17 protein-coding genes are annotated in these 15,526 nt (G+C 72.0%); 9 read left to right on the plus strand and 8 right to left on the minus strand.

Annotated features, from left to right (window positions below; all coding sequences use genetic code 11):
* The first annotated feature begins 26 nt into the window (after nucleotides 1–26).
* The 4 genes from SOM19_RS04265 to SOM19_RS04280 all read left to right on the plus strand — a co-directional run bounded on the left by SOM19_RS04265 (nucleotide 27) and on the right by SOM19_RS04280 (nucleotide 1,588).
* Nucleotides 27–326, plus strand: coding sequence for a GNAT family N-acetyltransferase (locus SOM19_RS04265; RefSeq protein WP_320485312.1), 300 nt, complete (start codon nucleotides 27–29; stop codon nucleotides 324–326).
* A gap of 57 nt (nucleotides 327–383) precedes the next feature.
* Nucleotides 384–827 (plus strand): DUF1622 domain-containing protein, encoded by a 444-nt coding sequence (locus SOM19_RS04270; RefSeq protein WP_320485313.1) that lies wholly within the window; start codon nucleotides 384–386, stop codon nucleotides 825–827.
* A gap of 72 nt (nucleotides 828–899) precedes the next feature.
* Entirely contained in the window at nucleotides 900–1,127 is a 228-nt protein-coding gene (locus tag SOM19_RS04275; RefSeq protein ID WP_320485314.1) for a hypothetical protein, read from the plus strand.
* Nucleotides 1,127–1,588, plus strand: coding sequence for a hypothetical protein (locus SOM19_RS04280; RefSeq protein WP_320485315.1), 462 nt, complete (start codon nucleotides 1,127–1,129; stop codon nucleotides 1,586–1,588). Before SOM19_RS04275 ends, SOM19_RS04280 begins: the two co-directional genes overlap by 1 nt.
* Before the next feature lie 45 nt (nucleotides 1,589–1,633).
* Here SOM19_RS04280 and SOM19_RS04285 read toward each other — a convergent pair whose 3' ends face one another.
* From SOM19_RS04285 to SOM19_RS04300, 4 genes are all read right to left on the minus strand, one after another.
* Nucleotides 1,634–1,885 carry a hypothetical protein gene (locus SOM19_RS04285; protein WP_320485316.1) on the minus strand — a complete coding sequence of 84 codons (252 nt, stop codon included), beginning with the start codon at nucleotides 1,883–1,885 and terminating at the stop codon, nucleotides 1,634–1,636.
* A 99-nt stretch (nucleotides 1,886–1,984) separates the two neighbouring features.
* Nucleotides 1,985–2,761, minus strand: coding sequence for an alpha/beta fold hydrolase (locus SOM19_RS04290; protein ID WP_320485317.1), 777 nt, complete (start codon nucleotides 2,759–2,761; stop codon nucleotides 1,985–1,987).
* On the minus strand, nucleotides 2,758–3,315 hold the full coding sequence (locus tag SOM19_RS04295; RefSeq protein WP_320485318.1) for a hypothetical protein: 558 nt from the start codon (nucleotides 3,313–3,315) through the stop codon (nucleotides 2,758–2,760). The genes SOM19_RS04290 and SOM19_RS04295 overlap by 4 nt, the downstream gene beginning before the upstream one ends.
* Nucleotides 3,316–3,377: 62 nt before the next feature.
* Complete coding sequence (locus tag SOM19_RS04300) at nucleotides 3,378–3,851, minus strand: 8-oxo-dGTP diphosphatase (protein ID WP_320485319.1); 474 nt, start codon at nucleotides 3,849–3,851, stop codon at nucleotides 3,378–3,380.
* A gap of 91 nt (nucleotides 3,852–3,942) precedes the next feature.
* On the opposite strand from SOM19_RS04300, the gene SOM19_RS04305 reads away from it, so the two are divergent.
* The 3 genes from SOM19_RS04305 to SOM19_RS04315 all read left to right on the plus strand — a co-directional run bounded on the left by SOM19_RS04305 (nucleotide 3,943) and on the right by SOM19_RS04315 (nucleotide 9,112).
* A complete protein-coding gene (locus SOM19_RS04305) occupies nucleotides 3,943–5,097 on the plus strand; it encodes an exonuclease SbcCD subunit D (protein WP_320485320.1) in 1,155 nt (384 codons plus the stop codon).
* The gene (locus SOM19_RS04310) at nucleotides 5,094–8,105 is read left to right on the plus strand and encodes an SMC family ATPase (protein ID WP_320485321.1); all 3,012 of its coding nucleotides are present in this window, start codon (nucleotides 5,094–5,096) and stop codon (nucleotides 8,103–8,105) included. The genes SOM19_RS04305 and SOM19_RS04310 overlap by 4 nt, the downstream gene beginning before the upstream one ends.
* Nucleotides 8,106–8,254: 149 nt before the next feature.
* A complete protein-coding gene (locus SOM19_RS04315; RefSeq protein WP_320485322.1) occupies nucleotides 8,255–9,112 on the plus strand; it encodes an SGNH/GDSL hydrolase family protein in 858 nt (285 codons plus the stop codon).
* Nucleotides 9,113–9,176: 64 nt separating this feature from the next.
* Here SOM19_RS04315 and SOM19_RS04320 read toward each other — a convergent pair whose 3' ends face one another.
* Nucleotides 9,177–10,142, minus strand: coding sequence for a hypothetical protein (locus SOM19_RS04320; protein ID WP_320485323.1), 966 nt, complete (start codon nucleotides 10,140–10,142; stop codon nucleotides 9,177–9,179).
* Between the two features lie 79 nt (nucleotides 10,143–10,221).
* On the opposite strand from SOM19_RS04320, the gene SOM19_RS04325 reads away from it, so the two are divergent.
* Entirely contained in the window at nucleotides 10,222–10,398 is a 177-nt protein-coding gene (locus tag SOM19_RS04325; RefSeq protein ID WP_320485324.1) for a hypothetical protein, read from the plus strand.
* A gap of 4 nt (nucleotides 10,399–10,402) precedes the next feature.
* On the opposite strand, the gene SOM19_RS04330 is transcribed toward SOM19_RS04325, so the two are convergent.
* Nucleotides 10,403–10,960: a phosphorylase family protein gene (locus SOM19_RS04330; protein WP_320485325.1), complete on the minus strand. Its 558-nt coding sequence runs from the start codon at nucleotides 10,958–10,960 to the stop codon at nucleotides 10,403–10,405.
* A 75-nt stretch (nucleotides 10,961–11,035) separates the two neighbouring features.
* Nucleotides 11,036–12,523, minus strand: coding sequence for a lipase maturation factor family protein (locus SOM19_RS04335; protein ID WP_320486658.1), 1,488 nt, complete (start codon nucleotides 12,521–12,523; stop codon nucleotides 11,036–11,038).
* 175 nt (nucleotides 12,524–12,698) lie between these two features.
* Here SOM19_RS04335 and SOM19_RS04340 point away from each other — a divergent pair, with 175 nt between their 5' ends.
* Nucleotides 12,699–13,277, plus strand: a complete 579-nt coding sequence (locus SOM19_RS04340) for a hypothetical protein (protein ID WP_320485326.1) — start codon at nucleotides 12,699–12,701, stop codon at nucleotides 13,275–13,277.
* Between the two features lie 45 nt (nucleotides 13,278–13,322).
* On the opposite strand, the gene SOM19_RS04345 is transcribed toward SOM19_RS04340, so the two are convergent.
* Nucleotides 13,323–15,377 carry an NAD(+) synthase gene (locus SOM19_RS04345; protein ID WP_320485327.1) on the minus strand — a complete coding sequence of 685 codons (2,055 nt, stop codon included), beginning with the start codon at nucleotides 15,375–15,377 and terminating at the stop codon, nucleotides 13,323–13,325.
* Nucleotides 15,378–15,526 lie beyond the last annotated feature (149 nt).

The following is a 15,526-nucleotide window of genomic DNA, read 5'->3' on the forward strand; positions in this document are numbered from 1 at the left end:
GGGGAGGGCGGGTTTACCCTGTCGGGGTGACTGAGCTGCGCTTCACCCATGAACCGGATGCCTCGCGCTATACGCTTCACCGCGGGAACGACCTCGTGAGCGTCCTCGACTACCGCGACGACGGCCGCACCGTCGCGATGACCCGCGCCTACACCGTCCCCACGTTCCGCGGCCACGGCTACGCCGGCGAGCTCGTCGACCGCGCGGTGGCCGAGCTCGAGCGCACGGGCGGCCGCACCGTGAGCCCGGTGTGCTGGTACGTCGCAGACTGGTTCGGCGAGCACCCCGGTCGCACCGGCATCCTCGCCGCCCGCCGCTCGGCGTAGGCCTCCCTCCCCCGCGGGTCGCCGCTCCGGCCCGCTCCGCCCGCCTATGCTGGCGGCGTGCACACGGAAGAGATCTTCCTCGCGGTCGCCATCGGGTTCGAAGCCGTCGGCGCGCTCGCGATGGTGCTCGGATTCGTGATCGCCGTGATCCTCGGAGCCCGATCGCTCGGACGCCGTGAGGGAGGCGCAGCCGCATTCACGGTGCTGCGCACCACGCTGGGCGCGGCGATCCTGCTCGGGCTCGAGGTCCTCGTCGCCGCCGACCTCATCCGCACCATCACGTCGAAGCCCTCGATGGAGGACGCGCTGATCCTCGGCATCATCGTGCTGATCAGGACGCTGCTGTCCATGTCGATCCAGATCGAGATCGAGGGCACCCTTCCGTGGCGCCGGGCGCTGACCCGCAGCGGGGGCCAGATGGTCGGCGACGCCGTCGCGCGCGACCGCGCCGCCGCCCGCGCGGCCGGTTCCCCGGGCGCTTCGGCGGTCGAAAGCGCCTGATCGAGGTTGTCAACCCCCTCACGCCGGGCGACCGCCCGCGGAAGGGTGGAGGCTGGACGAGAGGAGCGCATCATGGACCGCGACCTGCCCGACGGAGTGATCAACGCCGAGCCCCCCGGTGGCTGGGATGAGGTGGACGACGGCGAGACCGAGGCGCGCAACGCGGAAGCCGCGGATGCCGAGAGCCTGCTGACGGATGCCGCGCTCCGACCCGACGACCCCATCGAGGGCGAGCGCGCCCGGCAAGGGGCCGACCCCGACATGGGTGTCGAGCCCGAACGAGGAGACGAGGAACCGTGATGGATGCCGACCGAACGACGAGCGACGGACCGGACGCGGACGCCCACGCGGAGCTGGGCGCGCCCATGCCCATCGGCGGGAACCCGGTGGACGAGGAGCCCAGCCACGAAGCGGTCGGTGTCGGCGTCGTCGACACGCCCGACGGGGGCGATCATCACGGCCAGGACGAAGGTCGCGACACCCTGACGGTCGGCGAGGCGCAGCGCACGCCCGGAGGCCTCGGCTCCGAGCAGGAGCAGCGCCTTCCCGCCATGTCGCAGAACGATGCCTCATCGGTCGACAAGGTGGCCGGGATCGTCGTTCAGACGCGCTCCGACGTCGGCACCGAGCCTGTGGAGCGGATCGCCGAGGTCCTCCGCCAGCGCATCGACCAGGCCGGCATCGACCTTCCCGACAGCGAGGTGCAGGAGCTCGCGCGTCAGATCTCGACCGGCGACACGGACAGCCCTGCGTCGTCCTGAACCCCGCCGCCCGTCCTCCCCTCGGGGAGGGCGGGCGCGGGCGTGTCAGACGGCGCAGATCGTGCCGGGGCAGGAGTCGGACGTCACGAGTCGCGCGCCGATGGGCCGGGCCCACGACGTGCGCTTCGTGCGCAGTTCTCCAGCATCGCGGACCGGCGGCGCGACCGCGCGGAGCGGTGGGGCGGCGGCCTGAGCGGCGAGGCGCTCGCGAATCGATGCCACGAGGGCGAGGTCGCGGTCGAGCGACCAGGTCTCGTGACGGTACTGCTGTTCGGCGGCGGTGACGAGCGAAAGCATTGTTTCCTCCGTTGGTTCCGATGACTCCAACGTAGGCGGGGCCTCCGACATTGCACGTGGCCGCGGAGCTGGCAGGAATCCGTCCTGAGACGGCAGTTCTCAGCGGCTGCGGGCGAACTCGCGGATGAGCTCCGCGGCGGCCGAGGCATCCCGGATCATCGTCTCGTGACCGTGGCCGGGAACCTCGGCGAGACGCGCGTCGGGCATCGTCGCGATGATGCGCTCGCACCACTCCCGGGGCGCGACGATGTCGTCCTCGCCTCGCAGGACGAGCGTCGGCGCCGACACGAGCGGCAGCACGTCCTCCGGGCGGTGGGAGAGCATCGCGCGGAATTTGCCGCGCAGCCGCGGCCCCGCGCGCACGTACTCGCGGGCGCCGAGAGCGATCACCCGCGGACTCTCGACCGCGATGTCGCGCAGCAGCCGCGAGAGCTGCCGCGGGGCGGTACGGGCCCCCGGGTCGACCGTCGGCCCGACGAGCACGAGCGCCGCAACCGTCGCAGGATGCCGGGCGCCGACCTCGAGGGCGACCTGGGCGCCCATGGAGTGACCGATCACCACGGCCGGCGAGTCGACGTGTGCCCGCAGATAGGCGGCCACCAGATCGGCGGTGCGCTCGATCGTCAGCACCCGGCGCGGTTCGGGCGCCTCGCCGTAGCCGGGCAGATCGATCGCCACGACCTCCGCTGCACCGTCGAGGTGCGCCGCCAGGTCTTCGAAGACGCTTCTGCCCATCCCGATGCCGTGGATGAGGACGAACGCCGGTGACCCCGCGCCCTGTCGCTGCACGATCAGGGTGGCCCCCGCCCAGGTGAACGACCGTGCCGGCGGCGCGGGCGAGTGCGCCGGGCCTCCGCGGCCCGCGAGACCGGTCACGCGGCTCCGGCCTGGTCGCGCAGTCCGACCCGGTCGGGGATGTCGAAGTGCACCCGCTTGAGCCACGCGGGGTCCGGCCAGGGCCGTGACACCGGGAGCGCCCGCAGCCGCGCGCGCAGCGCGGCGCCGGACGCCTCGACGGGCAGCACCCGTGAGGGCGCCCTGTGGGCCAGGGCTCCCAGCCACCAGTGGCGCCATGTGCCCTCGATCGTCTCGGGGCCGACGACGACGTAGTAGTCGGGCATGAGCGCTTCGCCGGCCTCGAACAGGCGCAGGAACGTCTCGACCTCGATCTCGAGCGTGCCGAGCGTCGCGCGCTCCTCGTACAGCTCGACCCAGGCCGCCCCGACGTGCTCGAGGGGGTCGGCGTCGTGCACGACGTACGGACGGGATGCCGCGGCCACCGCGCGCGTGGCGGCGGCGGGCTCCGCCTCCCGCAGGGTGAGCGCCTGCACGGCGGGAACATCGGCGAGGTCGCTGAGAAGCTCCTCGCTGTCGGGCCCCACGAGTGCCACGACGGTGGAGCGCGGGGTGGATTCCGATGACGGCGCCATAGTCCACGATACGTCGGACAGCCCTCGCCGCGGAGGATGCCCGGCGGGGTGGCGGCATCCGCTCACCTGATGTCGAGCACGACGGTCGCGAGGTCGGGGCCGAACGTGTAGCGCGCGTCGACCCGGCCGCCGCGGAGGACCGCGGGGAGCCAGCGCGGCGTGTCCCCCCACATCCGCGCATAGGGCAGGTCGCCCGCCGGGTACCAGCGGGGCGACAGCGGCGCCGTCTCGACAGGCTCACCGCTCCACCGCCGGCAGACCAGCACCGTGGCGTGGCACGACCACGCCGTGCGGGTGGGGAAGTGGTACTCGATCGTCCCGGCCTCGTGGAGATCGGATGCCGCGACCTCCACGCCGACCTGGTCGCGCACCTCGCGCACACCGGCTGCGGCGAGGGCCTCGCCGTGGAGGGTCCGGCCCGCGACGCCGAGCACCTTTCCGCGTCCGAGCCCGCGCCGCTTCTCTCCGAGCAGGACCTCCAGCCCGGTCGCACCGGTGCGCAGCAGGAGCACCACGCACACCTCGGGCAGGGTCATGCCAGCAGGCTAGCCGGGGAGCGGGGCATCCTCTGCGCGCCCCTCGGCTCGCCTCAGGCGCGATGTCGTCGGGCGAACGTACGGTGTGATCATGCGGATCCTCCACACGTCGGACTGGCACATCGGGCGGTCGTTCCACGGCCACGCCACGCTCGATGCGCTCCGCGGCGTGCTCGGCTCGCTGGTCGCGCAGGTGCGGGAGCACGACGTCGACGTGGTCATCGTCGCCGGCGACATCTTCGACTCCGCGGCTCCGGCAGCCGGCTGCTACGCCGTCCTGTCCGACACGCTCGGCGCGCTGTCCGACGCCGGCGCGACGGTGATCGTGACGAGCGGCAATCACGACTCGGCGGCGCGGCTCGGGTTCCAGTCGGCCCTGCTGCGGAGCGGCATCCACGTCGTCACCGATCCGCTGAGCACGGGCACGCCGATCACCGTCGACGACGCGCACGGGCCGGTGCACTTCTACGGCATCCCGTTCCTCGAGCCGGCGCTCGTGCGTCACCTGTGGCCCGACGCCGCCCTGCGGTCGCAGCGGCAGACGATCGAGCACGCGATGGACCTCGTCCGCGCAGACTCCGCCGTCCGTGGCGGGCGCTCGGTCGCGATCGCCCACTGCTTCGCCGCGGGGGTGGATGCCACTCCCGGCGTCGAGCGCGAGATCAGGCAGGGCAGCCTCGACGTGGTGCCGGTGTCGGCCTTCGACGGGCCCGACTACGTCGCGCTGGGGCACATCCACGGGCGACAGCAGCTCTCCGAGCGCGTTCGCTACGCCGGCGCCCCGCTCCACTACAGCTTCGGCGAGGCAGACAAGCCCCGCGGCTCCTGGCTCGTCGACCTCGATGCCGACGGTCTGTCCTCCGCCGAGTGGCTCCCGCTGCCCGTGCCGCGGCGCCTCGTCACCATCCGCGGGTCACTCGACGAGCTGCTCGGCGACGAGCGGTTCGCCGGCGATGAGACCGCCTGGGTCTGCGCGCAGTACACCGACGCCACCCCGCAGTCAGACCCGATGCGCCGGCTCCTGGCCCGGTTCCCCTTCTGCGCGACGGTGCTGCACACGCCGGTCGGCGTGCGCGGCGACGACGGGCTCAGCTATGCCCGCCGCGTGCGCGAGGCGCGGTCCGACGCCGAGCTGGTCGACGCCTTCCTCGTGCACGTACGGGAGGGCGAGGGCGCCTCCGAGCGCGAGATCGAGGTCATTCGCGAGGTCATCGGCGAGCACACGCTCGCGGAGGCGAGCGCGTGAGGCTGCATCGGCTCGAGCTGACCGGCTTCGGGCCGTTCCGCGAGGCGCAGGTCGTCGACTTCGACGCATTCGCGGACGACGGGATCTTCCTCATCGCCGGGCGCACCGGAGCGGGAAAGTCCAGCGTGCTCGACGGCGTGAGCTTCGGACTGTACGGCGGGGTCCCGCGCTACGAAGGCAGCGACCGACGCCTGCGCAGCGATCACTGCGCGCCCGAGGATCCCACGAGCGTGACGGTCGAGTTCAGCGCCGCCGGCCGCCGGTGGAGGGTGACCCGTTCGCCCGAGTACGAGCGGCCGAAGCAGCGCGGCACGGGCATGACGACCGAGCCGCACCGCGCGCAGCTCGACGAGCTGATCGACGGCACCTGGATCGGCCGGGCGGCACGTCCCGTCGACGTGGCCCGAGAGCTCGACGACATCCTCGGACTGAGCCAGCAGCAGTTCCTGCAGGTCATCCTCCTCGCGCAGAACCGGTTCGCCGAGTTCCTGCTGGCAAAGAACGACGATCGCCAGCGGCTCCTGCGCCGGCTGTTCGGCACGCGCACGTACGAGGGCTACCAGTCAGCGCTCGAGCAGCGCCGCAAGGACGCCGAACGCAGCCTCGCGGCGGCCGGCGACGGCGTGGCCCTCCTGCTGGACGAGGCGGAGCGGCTGCTCGCGGCCGAGGAGCTCGGGGGCGGCTCCGGCTCGGAGCCCGTCGCCGCGGCAGACATCGCGGCTCGGCTCGAGGCCGCTTCGGTCGCCGTCCAGCGCGCGCGCTACCGCGTCGAGACGAGGGCGCGGGAGCGGGAGACGGCGGATGACGCGCACCGCGCCGCCGAGGCATCCCACTCCGCCGCAAAGGCCCTTCGGGAGAAGCAGGAGCGGCGCGCGCGCTCGCGGTCGGCGCTCGCCGGGCTGGAGGCCGCGGATCCGCAGATCACCGCCGCACGAGAGACCCTCACCCGCGCCCTCGCCGCCGAGGCGCTCCGGGCGCCGATCGAGGCCGCAGAGGATGCGAAGGCGGCCGCCGAGCGTGCCGACGACCAGTCCGCGCGCGCCCGTGCCGCCTGGTCGGCGGAGGTCGCTCACGACCCGGTCGAGCCGACGATCGAGAGCCTCGAGGTGATCATCGAGAAGCTCACCGGTGACCTCGCCGTCTGGGCATCGGCCGAGGCGCGGGAGCGGGAGCTCGCACGAGCGACGGAAGAGCTCGCCGCCGGTTCGGCGCGGGCCGCCGAGTTCGATGAGCTCCTCGCAGCCCTCGACGTCGTCCTCGCGGCGTTCCCGGTGCGCCTCGGCGAGCTGGAGCCCGAGCTCGCCGCCGCACAGGCAGCCGCGGGCGCCTCCTCGGCGGCGATCGAACAGCGCGACGAGCTCGCGGCCCGAGCAGCGGCTGCGCGTGAGGCCGAGGCCCGTGCGACCACCGCCCGCGAGGCGGAGGCCGCCTACCTCGGGGCGAGCGCCGACCACGACGCGGCGCGCTCGACCGTGACCGCGCTCCTCCGCCGGCGCCTGGCCGGCCACGCGGCGGAGCTCGCCGCGGGCCTGGTCGACGGCGAGGCCTGCGTCGTCTGCGGCGCCACCGAGCACCCGGCGCCCGCGCCGGCGTCCGACGACGCCGTGTCCGACGATGAGATCGACGCGGCCGAGGCCGCTCGAGAAGCCGCCGCTGCGACGGAGTCCGGCGCCGCAGCGCGGGCGAAGGCGGCGCGCGAGGCGCTCGCGGCCGCGGCGGCCCGGGCGGGCGGGGACGGCGTGGAGGTGCTGACGGCCGCGCTCGAGGCAGCCGAGGCATCCGTCGCCGCCGCCACCGAGGCGGCCGAGCTCAGGGACCGCCTGATGGCGGAGCGCGATGGCCTGGCCGGGGCCGAGACGGAGGCGCGCATCGAGCGCGAGAACCTCGCAGCCGAGCTCGGCTCCCTGCGGGAGCGCCTCGCCGCCATCGCCGCCGACGCGGAATCGGCCCGACGCGCGGTCGACGACGCGCGAGGAGACTTCGCGTCCGTCGCAGCCAGGATCGCCCAGGTCCGCGAGCATCGCCGCCTCGCCACGGCGCTCGCGGCGGCCCTCTCCGCCGCCGAGGCAGCTCGCGCCGCGGCGCGCCGGTCGGAGGCCGATCGCGACACGAGGGTGGAAGCATCCGTCTTCGCCGATGGTCCTGACGCGACGTCCGCCCTGCGCGACGCTGTCGTGCGCACGACGCTCGACGAGCAGATCCGCGAGCACGATGCCGCACTTCGCGCCGAGCGCGATCGTCTCCGAGACCTTGAACTCGAGCTGGCCGGCGAACCGGAGGAGCTGGTCGACACGTCGGCCTCGGCGCTCGCCCTGGCGCAGGCGCGTGAGGCCTGGAGCACGGCGGTCGATCTTGCGGCGCACGCGACGCAGACCGCGGAGCGCCTCTCCGATCTGGTCGCACGCGCCGGGAGTGCCCACGCGAACATCGCCGGGCTCGCCGACGATCACGCGGTCATCTCACGGCTGGCGAACACCGTGGCCGGGCGCGCCCCGAACACCCATCGCATGACGCTGGAGTCGTTCGTGCTCGCCGCCGAGCTCGAGGAGATCGTCGAGGCCGCGAACCTGCGGCTGTCCGACATGTCGGTCGGACGCTACCGCCTGCAGCACAGCGATGCCCTCGCCGCGCGAGGGGCCGCGTCGGGACTGGGCCTGTCCATCATGGACGCCCACACCGGGATGGCGCGGCCCGCGCAGTCGCTGTCGGGCGGCGAGACCTTCCTCGCGTCCCTCGCCCTCGCGCTCGGACTCGCCGAGGTGGTCACGGCGCGCGCCGGCGGGGTGCGCCTCGACACGCTCTTCATCGACGAGGGGTTCGGCTCGCTCGACGACGACACGCTGGAACTCGCGATGCGGACGCTCGACGAGCTGCGACAGGGCGGCCGCACCGTCGGTCTGATCAGTCACGTCGCGGCGATGAAGGATCAGCTCCCCGCACAGCTGATCGTGGAGGCTACGGCGCACGGCCCGAGTCTGATCCGGCAGGCCGCCGCCGCACGCGCCTGACCGGAGTCATTGCCCGGCCCGATACGGGGGTGTATCGTTCGCGCCAAGATCCTTCCTGGGGGAACCGGATCGTGCCCGAACGCCGGACCTTCCGGCCGCGGCTGCGCGCCGCGCCTGCTCCATCCACAACGTCGTACGGAGTCCACAACATGCGCATGTCAATCCGGGCGCGCCGCGCCCTCGCCACCCTCGCCGCCTCGGCGATCATCGTCTCCGGATCGGTGTTCTCCGCCTCGGCCGCCCACGCGGCGCCGCTGCCCCCCGACAACGTCCAGGTGATGGCGGGTCTCGGCGACTCGATCACCCAGGCCATGTCCACGTGCAGCGGACTGTCGAACTGTCCGGCCAACAGCTGGTCGACCGGCACGACCGCCTCCGTGGGCTCGCACCTGCTGCGGCTGCGCGCCACGGCGGCGCCCGACACGCTCGTCGCGTACAACAACGCGGTCATCGGAGCGAACTCCTCCGGCCTGCTCGCGCAGGCGCAGAAGGCGGTGACTCAGAAGGCGCAGTACGTCACGATCGAGATCGGCGCGAACGACGCCTGCACGAGGACCGTCACGGCCATGACGCCGACGGCGACCTTCAAGGCCAACGTCCAGAACGCGCTCGCCGCACTGTCGCAGAGCACCGCCGCTCCGCAGGTGTTCCTCGCGAGCATCCCGAGCCTCCAGAGGCTCTACGAGGTCAACAAGTCGAACCTCAGCGCACGCTTCACCTGGAGCCTTCTCGGGATCTGCCAGTCGATGCTCGCCAATCCGAGCAGCACCAAGGCCGCCGACGTGCAGCGCCGCGCCGCCGTACAGGCACGGGTCAACGAGTACAACGTGGCGCTCGCCGAGGTCTGCGCGGGCTTCCCGGCCATGTGCCGATACGACGGAGGCACGCTCGCGAACTACGTGTTCGTGAGGACCGACATCTCGACGAGGGACTACTTCCACCCGTCGCTGGCAGGTCAGACGAAGGTCGCCGCGCTCACCTGGCCGACGACGCAGTGGATGTCGTGACGCACTGAGACAGAAGGAGCGGGCCGGTTCACGCGAACCGGCCCGCTCCCCTTTAACGCGGGGACTACTGGACGAGGTACTGCTCGGCGGCGTCCGCGATCGTGTCGTAGAAGCGCGTCGCCTGCTCCTCGGTGAACATGCCGCCGCTGGCCTCGGTCAGCGACGTGATGGCCACCGATCGGCCGGTCTCGCCGGCGATCAACAGCGACTGCCCGATGCTCACGAGCGTCTCGTCGGTGTAGGTCTGGGCCAGCATCTCCTCGGTGATGCTGGGCTCGATCTCCTGCATGAGGGCGGTGAGCTCGGGACGGACCTGTGCGAGGTAGGCCGCCTCGTCGTAGGTGCCCGTGGGGGTCTCGGACTCGGAGCCTTCCTCGGTCGGCTCGTCCTCGGGCACGGCCTCCTGCGAGACCGCGGGAGACGGGACGGATGCCCCGTTCGACGTTCCGACCGCGGCGAAGCCGATCAGCAGGAAGGCGAGCGTGATGGCCCCGATCCAGGCGATCCCGCCCACGACCGAGAGCGCGATGGCCGCGATCCCGAGGCCCTTGCCGCCCTGCTTCTTGCTCGCGAGGGTGACGATGCCGAGCACCAGGGCGATCAGCAGCAGCAGACCGCCGAGGAATGCGAGGACGAGCGACACCCACAGGAGCGGGATGAAGGCCGCGCCGACGAGCAGCAGACCGCCCAGGGCGAGGCCGAGCGAGATCCACCCGAGCGTGCGCGGACGGGCATCCGGGGAGACCGGAGCCGCGACGGGCGCCTGGCCGTAGGCCGGGTCGTAGGCGGGGGGCTGTCCGTAGGGGGGCTGTCCGTACGCGGCCGGGTCCTGCGGCGCCTGACCATACCCGGGCTGATCGGCCGGGGGGTAGGCCTCGGTGGCCTGGAAGTCCGAGGGCGGGTACGCCGCGGTGGGCTGCGCGTCGCCGACGGGCTCGCTCGGCGGGACGATCTCGGTGGGCTGCGCGTCGGCGGGCGGCTGAGGCGCGTCCGACGGGTTCGGGGGAGTGGGCTCGGTGGGATTCGACATGCTGTCCTTGCTGCAGGAGACGAGGCGCGCGAAGACAAGGCGTGTCTACGCGACCCCTCAGACTATCTAGGCTGGTGAGGTGAACAAGAGCACCCTCTGGACCGTCGTCGGCGTCGTCGTGGCGGTCATCCTCGCCTGGATCCTCGTCGACGTGCTCTTCACAGTGCTGTGGTTCATCGGAAAGCTCGTCGTCGTGGCCGTCGTGGCCGTGATCGTCTTCCTCGTGCTGCGGAGCGTCTTCGCCCGCAAGGAGTGACGGGTCAGACGCCGTACTCGTCGCGGATCTTGTCGCGCAGCTGATGGCTGCATGCCGTGACGGTCGCGCGCCAGTCGGTGATGGCGTTGTCCTGCGCGCGGTCCGACACCGCCTTCAGCACGCGGATCGGCACGCCGAACTGCTCGGCCACCCATACGTACGCGTAGGTCTCCATGTCGACGAGCCCGGCGCCCAGCGGCCGGATCACCGACACCGCTTCGGCATCGTCCACGAAGTGGTCGCCGGTCGCGATCGTGATGCCTTCGCGTCCCAGCTCCATGCGCGTCGGCAGCGACACGTGCTGACCGACGATGCCGTCGATGTCGGTGACGTCGTGCTGGATCGCGGCGTCGATGTCGTACACGTCGGCGTCGAGACGGGCGTCGATGGCTCCGGCCGTGCCGACGACGACGACCTCGTCGTACTCACCGGCGTCGAGCGCTCGGGTGAGGGCGTAGGTCGCCTGGAGCTTGCCGGGCCCGGTCACGAGCCGGTCGAATCCGGGGAGGTCATCGGGGAATGCGACGAGTTCGGCTTCGAGGGCCGCGACGAGGAGCTTCACCGTCCCATTCTCCCCGCCCGCGCCTGAGCGTTGCCCCGGCGCCACGCGGCCGCGCGGCCCGGTCTGGCCGCCGGATCAGTCCCGCCGCAGCGACATCGGCCCCAGGACCGGTCCGAGCCGCTCGCGCACCCACCGCGCGCGGCTCTCGCGGAACTCCGCCCTGGTCGTGAACCGGTACCGGTAGGCCACCGCGCGCACCCACCTCGGCCGTTCGCCTTCGAAGGGATCGCTCCGCAGGAGCCGGAGGGTGGGGGCATCTGCCTCGAGGAGCCGCAGCAGGAACATGGTGAACCAGTCCTCGAGCGACCGCCCGAGCGGCAGGAACCACATCAGCCAGTCCAGTCGCAGGTGGTACGGGGCGAACTGACGGGGGATGCGATGGACCTCTCCCGGCTTGCCCTTGAACGCGTACTCGCGCCAGGTCGCGGCATCCGGGTCGTCGTCCGTCGTTCCCTCCACGGCGATCTCGATGCGCTCCTTCGTGACCGTTCCGAAGGCCCCATAGGCGTTGGCGAGCTGCCACCGGTTGAAGCTCGCGTTCATCAGCTGCCGTCGAGCGACGAGGTTCTGCAGGGGCCGCACGCTGAGCACGACGTAGAGCAGTCCGACCGCTGCCGTGACGATGAGCCAGGGGAGCGGCATCCCGTCGACGGTCCAGGGCGGGTCCTGCGACGGGGGACCGACGGGTGCGCCGATGCCGGGGAGCCCGATGGCCGAGAAGGCGAGGACCACCGTCGCCCAGTTCAGCCACGCGAAGTTGCCGGTGAGGATCAGCCAGAGCTGCGTGGCGATGATGATCGCGGCGGCCACGGCGCCGACGATGGCCGGCCACGGGCCTTCCAGCCACAGGCCGAGCAGCGGCGCGAACAGGAACCACGGCACGACGAGCTGGGCGAAGTGGTTGCCCAGCACCTCGCCCTGGTGGACCCAGCGGGGCAGGAGATGCGCCTGACGACTGAACGGACCGGGCATCGGCTGCGTCTCGTGGTGATAGGTCAGGGCCGTCAGGTCGCGCCACTCGCGTCCGCCGCGGATCTTGATCATGCCGGCGCCGAACTCGAGACGGAACACCAGCCACCAGAAGAGCACGATCACCACGGTCGCGGGCGGCTGTGCCTCCGAGCCCAGGAAGGCGGCGAGGAACCCCGCCTCGAGGAGCAGCATCTCCCAGCCGAATCCGTAGAACGTCTGGCCGATGCTCACGATCGACATGTATCCGAACCACAGCGCGAGGAAGCAGGCCATCGGCACCCAGGGCGGGAGAAGCTGCGGGATGCCGCACACCAGCGTCGCCGACACCACGATGCCTCCGACGCACAGCGCGACGAGCCGCCGATCGGTGTAGGCCACGCGCCGGAACAGCGTCGGGTGCACCAGGCGTCCGCGGCTGCCTGCGTCGCGCGCCCAGGCCAGGAGCTCCGGGGCGGGGAGCAGCCCGTGCTCACCGAGCAGCGGGCGGAACTGGTTCAGCGTCGAGACGAACGCCACCAGGTACAGGGCGGCGATGCCGCGCTGCAGCACCTGTCGAGCGAACTCGAAGTCGACCGCCGCGAAACCGTCCATGAGCCACGTGCCGCCCATCGCATCTTCGCTTCATCTTCGCACCGGGGGTCATGCCGCGCGAGTGGCCGTGACCGCGGCGGCGACCGTCATCCCGCCTCTCTGCGCGGCGCGCTTCCTCCGGGCATGCCCGCACGGCAAGATGAACGAGCGGCCCCGCCGCGGGAAGAGGTGGATCATGCAATCGGTGCTGCTCGACACCCCGGCAGGCATCACGGCTCGGCTGGGATGGGACCCGAAGCTCACAGAGCACGACCGCAAGCGCGCCCTGGCACGCGAGATCGTGTCGGCGCAGCTCGGCGTCGACCCGAAGGATGTGCGGATCGAGCGCGAAGCGCCGACCCACTTCGGATTCCACACCCAGCTGATCGCCGAGATCGACGGGCAGGAGGTGCCGCTGGGCATCCGCAACGCCAACTTCCGGGCGGCGACCGTCGTCGCGGTCGCGGATCCCGCCGTGCCGCTCGGACTCGACCTGCGCGACGCGCATCCCGACGCGCCGACCGTGAATGAGATGAAGCGCCACTCCCACATGCTCGAGGAGACCGACCTCGGCAAACTGCTCGCGCACTGGACCCGCGTTCAGGCCGTGCGCGATGCCGATGGCCGCGGCGCCCGGGTCGCCGCGGATCACGTGCGGCTCGACAGCCCGCTCACCAAGGGCTGGATCCCGGACCGGCGCGTCTACTACCAGCTGGCGGATCTCTCGCGCGACAGCTGGATCATCACGCTGGCGTACGGCGCGGCGCCCGCCTGACGCGAGTGATCGGCGGAACCCGGATGCCGCGGCCGCGGCATCCGCTCACTCCTCGACGAGCTCGGGGAGCGCCGCCTTGAGCTCGGCGATCCAGGCGTTGGCGTTGCCGTCCGACGGTGCGCGCCAGTCACCCCGCGGCGACAGGGAGCCGGCGGGCGACACCTTCGGCCCGTTCGGGATCGCGGACCGCTTGAACTGGGCGAACGCGAAGTAGCGACGCAGGAACACCTGCAGCCACTTCGCGACCGTCGGCAGGTCGTAGGCGTAGCGGTCCTCGGCGGGGAAGCCGGGAGGCCAGGCGCCGGCATCGGCGTCGCCCCACGCCTGCGCCGCGAGGTAGGCGATCTTGGATGGCCGGAAGCCGAATCGCAGCACGTGGTACAGGGCGAAGTCGTGCAGCGCGTACGGGCCGATGCGGTCCTCGGTGGACTGCAGCCGGCCGTCCTGGGTCATGGGCACGAGCTCGGGCGAGATCTCGGTGTCGAGCACGGACTGGAGCACCGCGGCCTCGGCCTCGTCGACGCCCTCGCGATGCAGGATCACCCAGCGGATGAGGTGCTGGATCAGCGTCTTGGGCACGCCGGCGTTCACCGCGTAGTGGCTCATGTGGTCGCCGACGCCGTAGGTCGCCCAGCCGAGCGCGAGCTCCGACAGGTCGGACGTGCCGATGACCATGCCGCCGTTCTGGTTGGCGAGGCGGAACAGGAAGTCCGTCCGGATGCCGGCCTGCACGTTCTCGAACGTGACGTCGTACACCGGCTCCCCGTCGGCGAACGGGTGCTCGATGCCCTCGAGGATCTCGGTCGCGGCGGGGCGGATGTCGATCGTGCGGATCGACGCGCCGACCGACTCCGCCAGCGCGATGGCGTTCGACTTGGTGTGATCGCTGGTTGCGAACCCGGGCATCGTGTAGGCGAGGATGTCGCTGCGCGGGCGTCCCATGCGGTCCATCGCGCGGGCGACGACGAGGAGCGCGTGCGTCGAATCGAGGCCGCCGCTCACGCCGATGACCGGCTTGGGATGGCCGATCGCCTGCAATCGCTGGACGAGCCCCGAGACCTGGATGTTGAAGGCCTCGTAGCAGTCCTGGGCGAGCCGGGCGGGATCGTCGGGCACGAACGGGAAGCGATCGGTCGACCGGCGCAGGCCGATATCGGCGGCGGGCGGCTCGAGGTCGAAGTGCACGGTGCGCAGGCGGGGGTCGTAGGTGCGGCGGTTGTCGTCGAACGTGCCCTGGCGGAGGCGGTCCTGACGCAGCCGGTCGAGGTCGACGTCGGCGACCGAGTGGCGCGGGCCGTCGGGGAAGCGCTCCGTCTCGGCGAGGAGGCTCCCGGCCTCGTAGATCATCGTCTGGCCGTCCCACGACAGGTCGTTTGTGGACTCGCCCATGCCCGCCGCAGCATATGCGTAGGCCGCGAGGCAGCGCAGCGACTGCGACTGGCACAGGTCCTTGCGGTCCTCGGCCCGGGCGATCGTGATCGGGCTCCCGCTGAGATTCAGCAGCACCGTCGCCCCGGCGAGTGCGGCCGCCGCCGACGGAGGAATCGGCACCCAGACGTCCTCGCACACCTCGGCGTGGATCACGAGGCCCGGGACGTCGAGCGCCTCGAACAGCAGGTCGGGCCCGAAGGGCGCCTCGAGCGCCCCGACGCGAATATCCTTCCCGGCCTGGTCGTCGCCCGGCGCGTACCAGCGGCGCTCGTAGAACTCGCGGTACGTCGGCAGGTACGACTTCGGCGCGACGCCGAGCAGCTCGCCCCGGTGGATCACCACGGCGCAGTTGTAGAGGCGGCTGCGGTGGCGCAGCGGCGCGCCCACCACGAGCATCGGGAAGAGATCCTCGGATGCCTCGACCAGCCGCTCGATCTGACGCTCGACGGCGTCGAGCACGGCATCCTGCATCACCAGGTCCTCGATCGAATAGCCGGTGAGGCACAGCTCGGGGAACAGGGCGACGGCGACCGCCTCGGCATCGCACTCACGCGCCGTGGCGAGCACGGCGTCTGCGTTCGCGACGGGGTCGGCGATCGCGACGGGGATGGTGCAGGCCGCGATCCTCGCGAACCCGTGCCGGTAGGCGCTCTCGAAGGGGAGGCTCATGCCCCCAGTCTGGCAGGAGGCCCCGGTGTCGTCGCCACCCCTCGCGCGTGGTCGCTTCCGCACCCCGTTCGCTGGGGGCTCCGGTTCGGGCCTCGCTCCACTTGAGTCGCCAAGACACGCCGTATGGAGGGGCGGCGACCCGGCGTGTC

The organism is Microbacterium sp. CFBP9034, from assembly GCF_034045255.1.
GTDB lineage: Bacteria > Actinomycetota > Actinomycetes > Actinomycetales > Microbacteriaceae > Microbacterium.

Coding starts and splice junctions, on each gene's coding strand:
- SOM19_RS04275 (WP_320485314.1), top strand. CDS start 900: ATGGACCGCGACCTGCCCGACGGAGTGATCAACGCCGAGCCCCCCGGT.
- SOM19_RS04280 (WP_320485315.1), top strand. CDS start 1,127: ATGGATGCCGACCGAACGACGAGCGACGGACCGGACGCGGACGCCCAC.
- SOM19_RS04285 (WP_320485316.1), bottom strand. CDS start 1,885: ATGCTTTCGCTCGTCACCGCCGCCGAACAGCAGTACCGTCACGAGACC.
- SOM19_RS04295 (WP_320485318.1), bottom strand. CDS start 3,315: ATGGCGCCGTCATCGGAATCCACCCCGCGCTCCACCGTCGTGGCACTC.
- SOM19_RS04300 (WP_320485319.1), bottom strand. CDS start 3,851: ATGACCCTGCCCGAGGTGTGCGTGGTGCTCCTGCTGCGCACCGGTGCG.
- SOM19_RS04305 (WP_320485320.1), top strand. CDS start 3,943: ATGCGGATCCTCCACACGTCGGACTGGCACATCGGGCGGTCGTTCCAC.
- SOM19_RS04315 (WP_320485322.1), top strand. CDS start 8,255: ATGCGCATGTCAATCCGGGCGCGCCGCGCCCTCGCCACCCTCGCCGCC.
- SOM19_RS04320 (WP_320485323.1), bottom strand. CDS start 10,142: ATGTCGAATCCCACCGAGCCCACTCCCCCGAACCCGTCGGACGCGCCT.
- SOM19_RS04335 (WP_320486658.1), bottom strand. CDS start 12,523: ATGGACGGTTTCGCGGCGGTCGACTTCGAGTTCGCTCGACAGGTGCTG.
- SOM19_RS04340 (WP_320485326.1), top strand. CDS start 12,699: ATGCAATCGGTGCTGCTCGACACCCCGGCAGGCATCACGGCTCGGCTG.
- SOM19_RS04345 (WP_320485327.1), bottom strand. CDS start 15,377: ATGAGCCTCCCCTTCGAGAGCGCCTACCGGCACGGGTTCGCGAGGATC.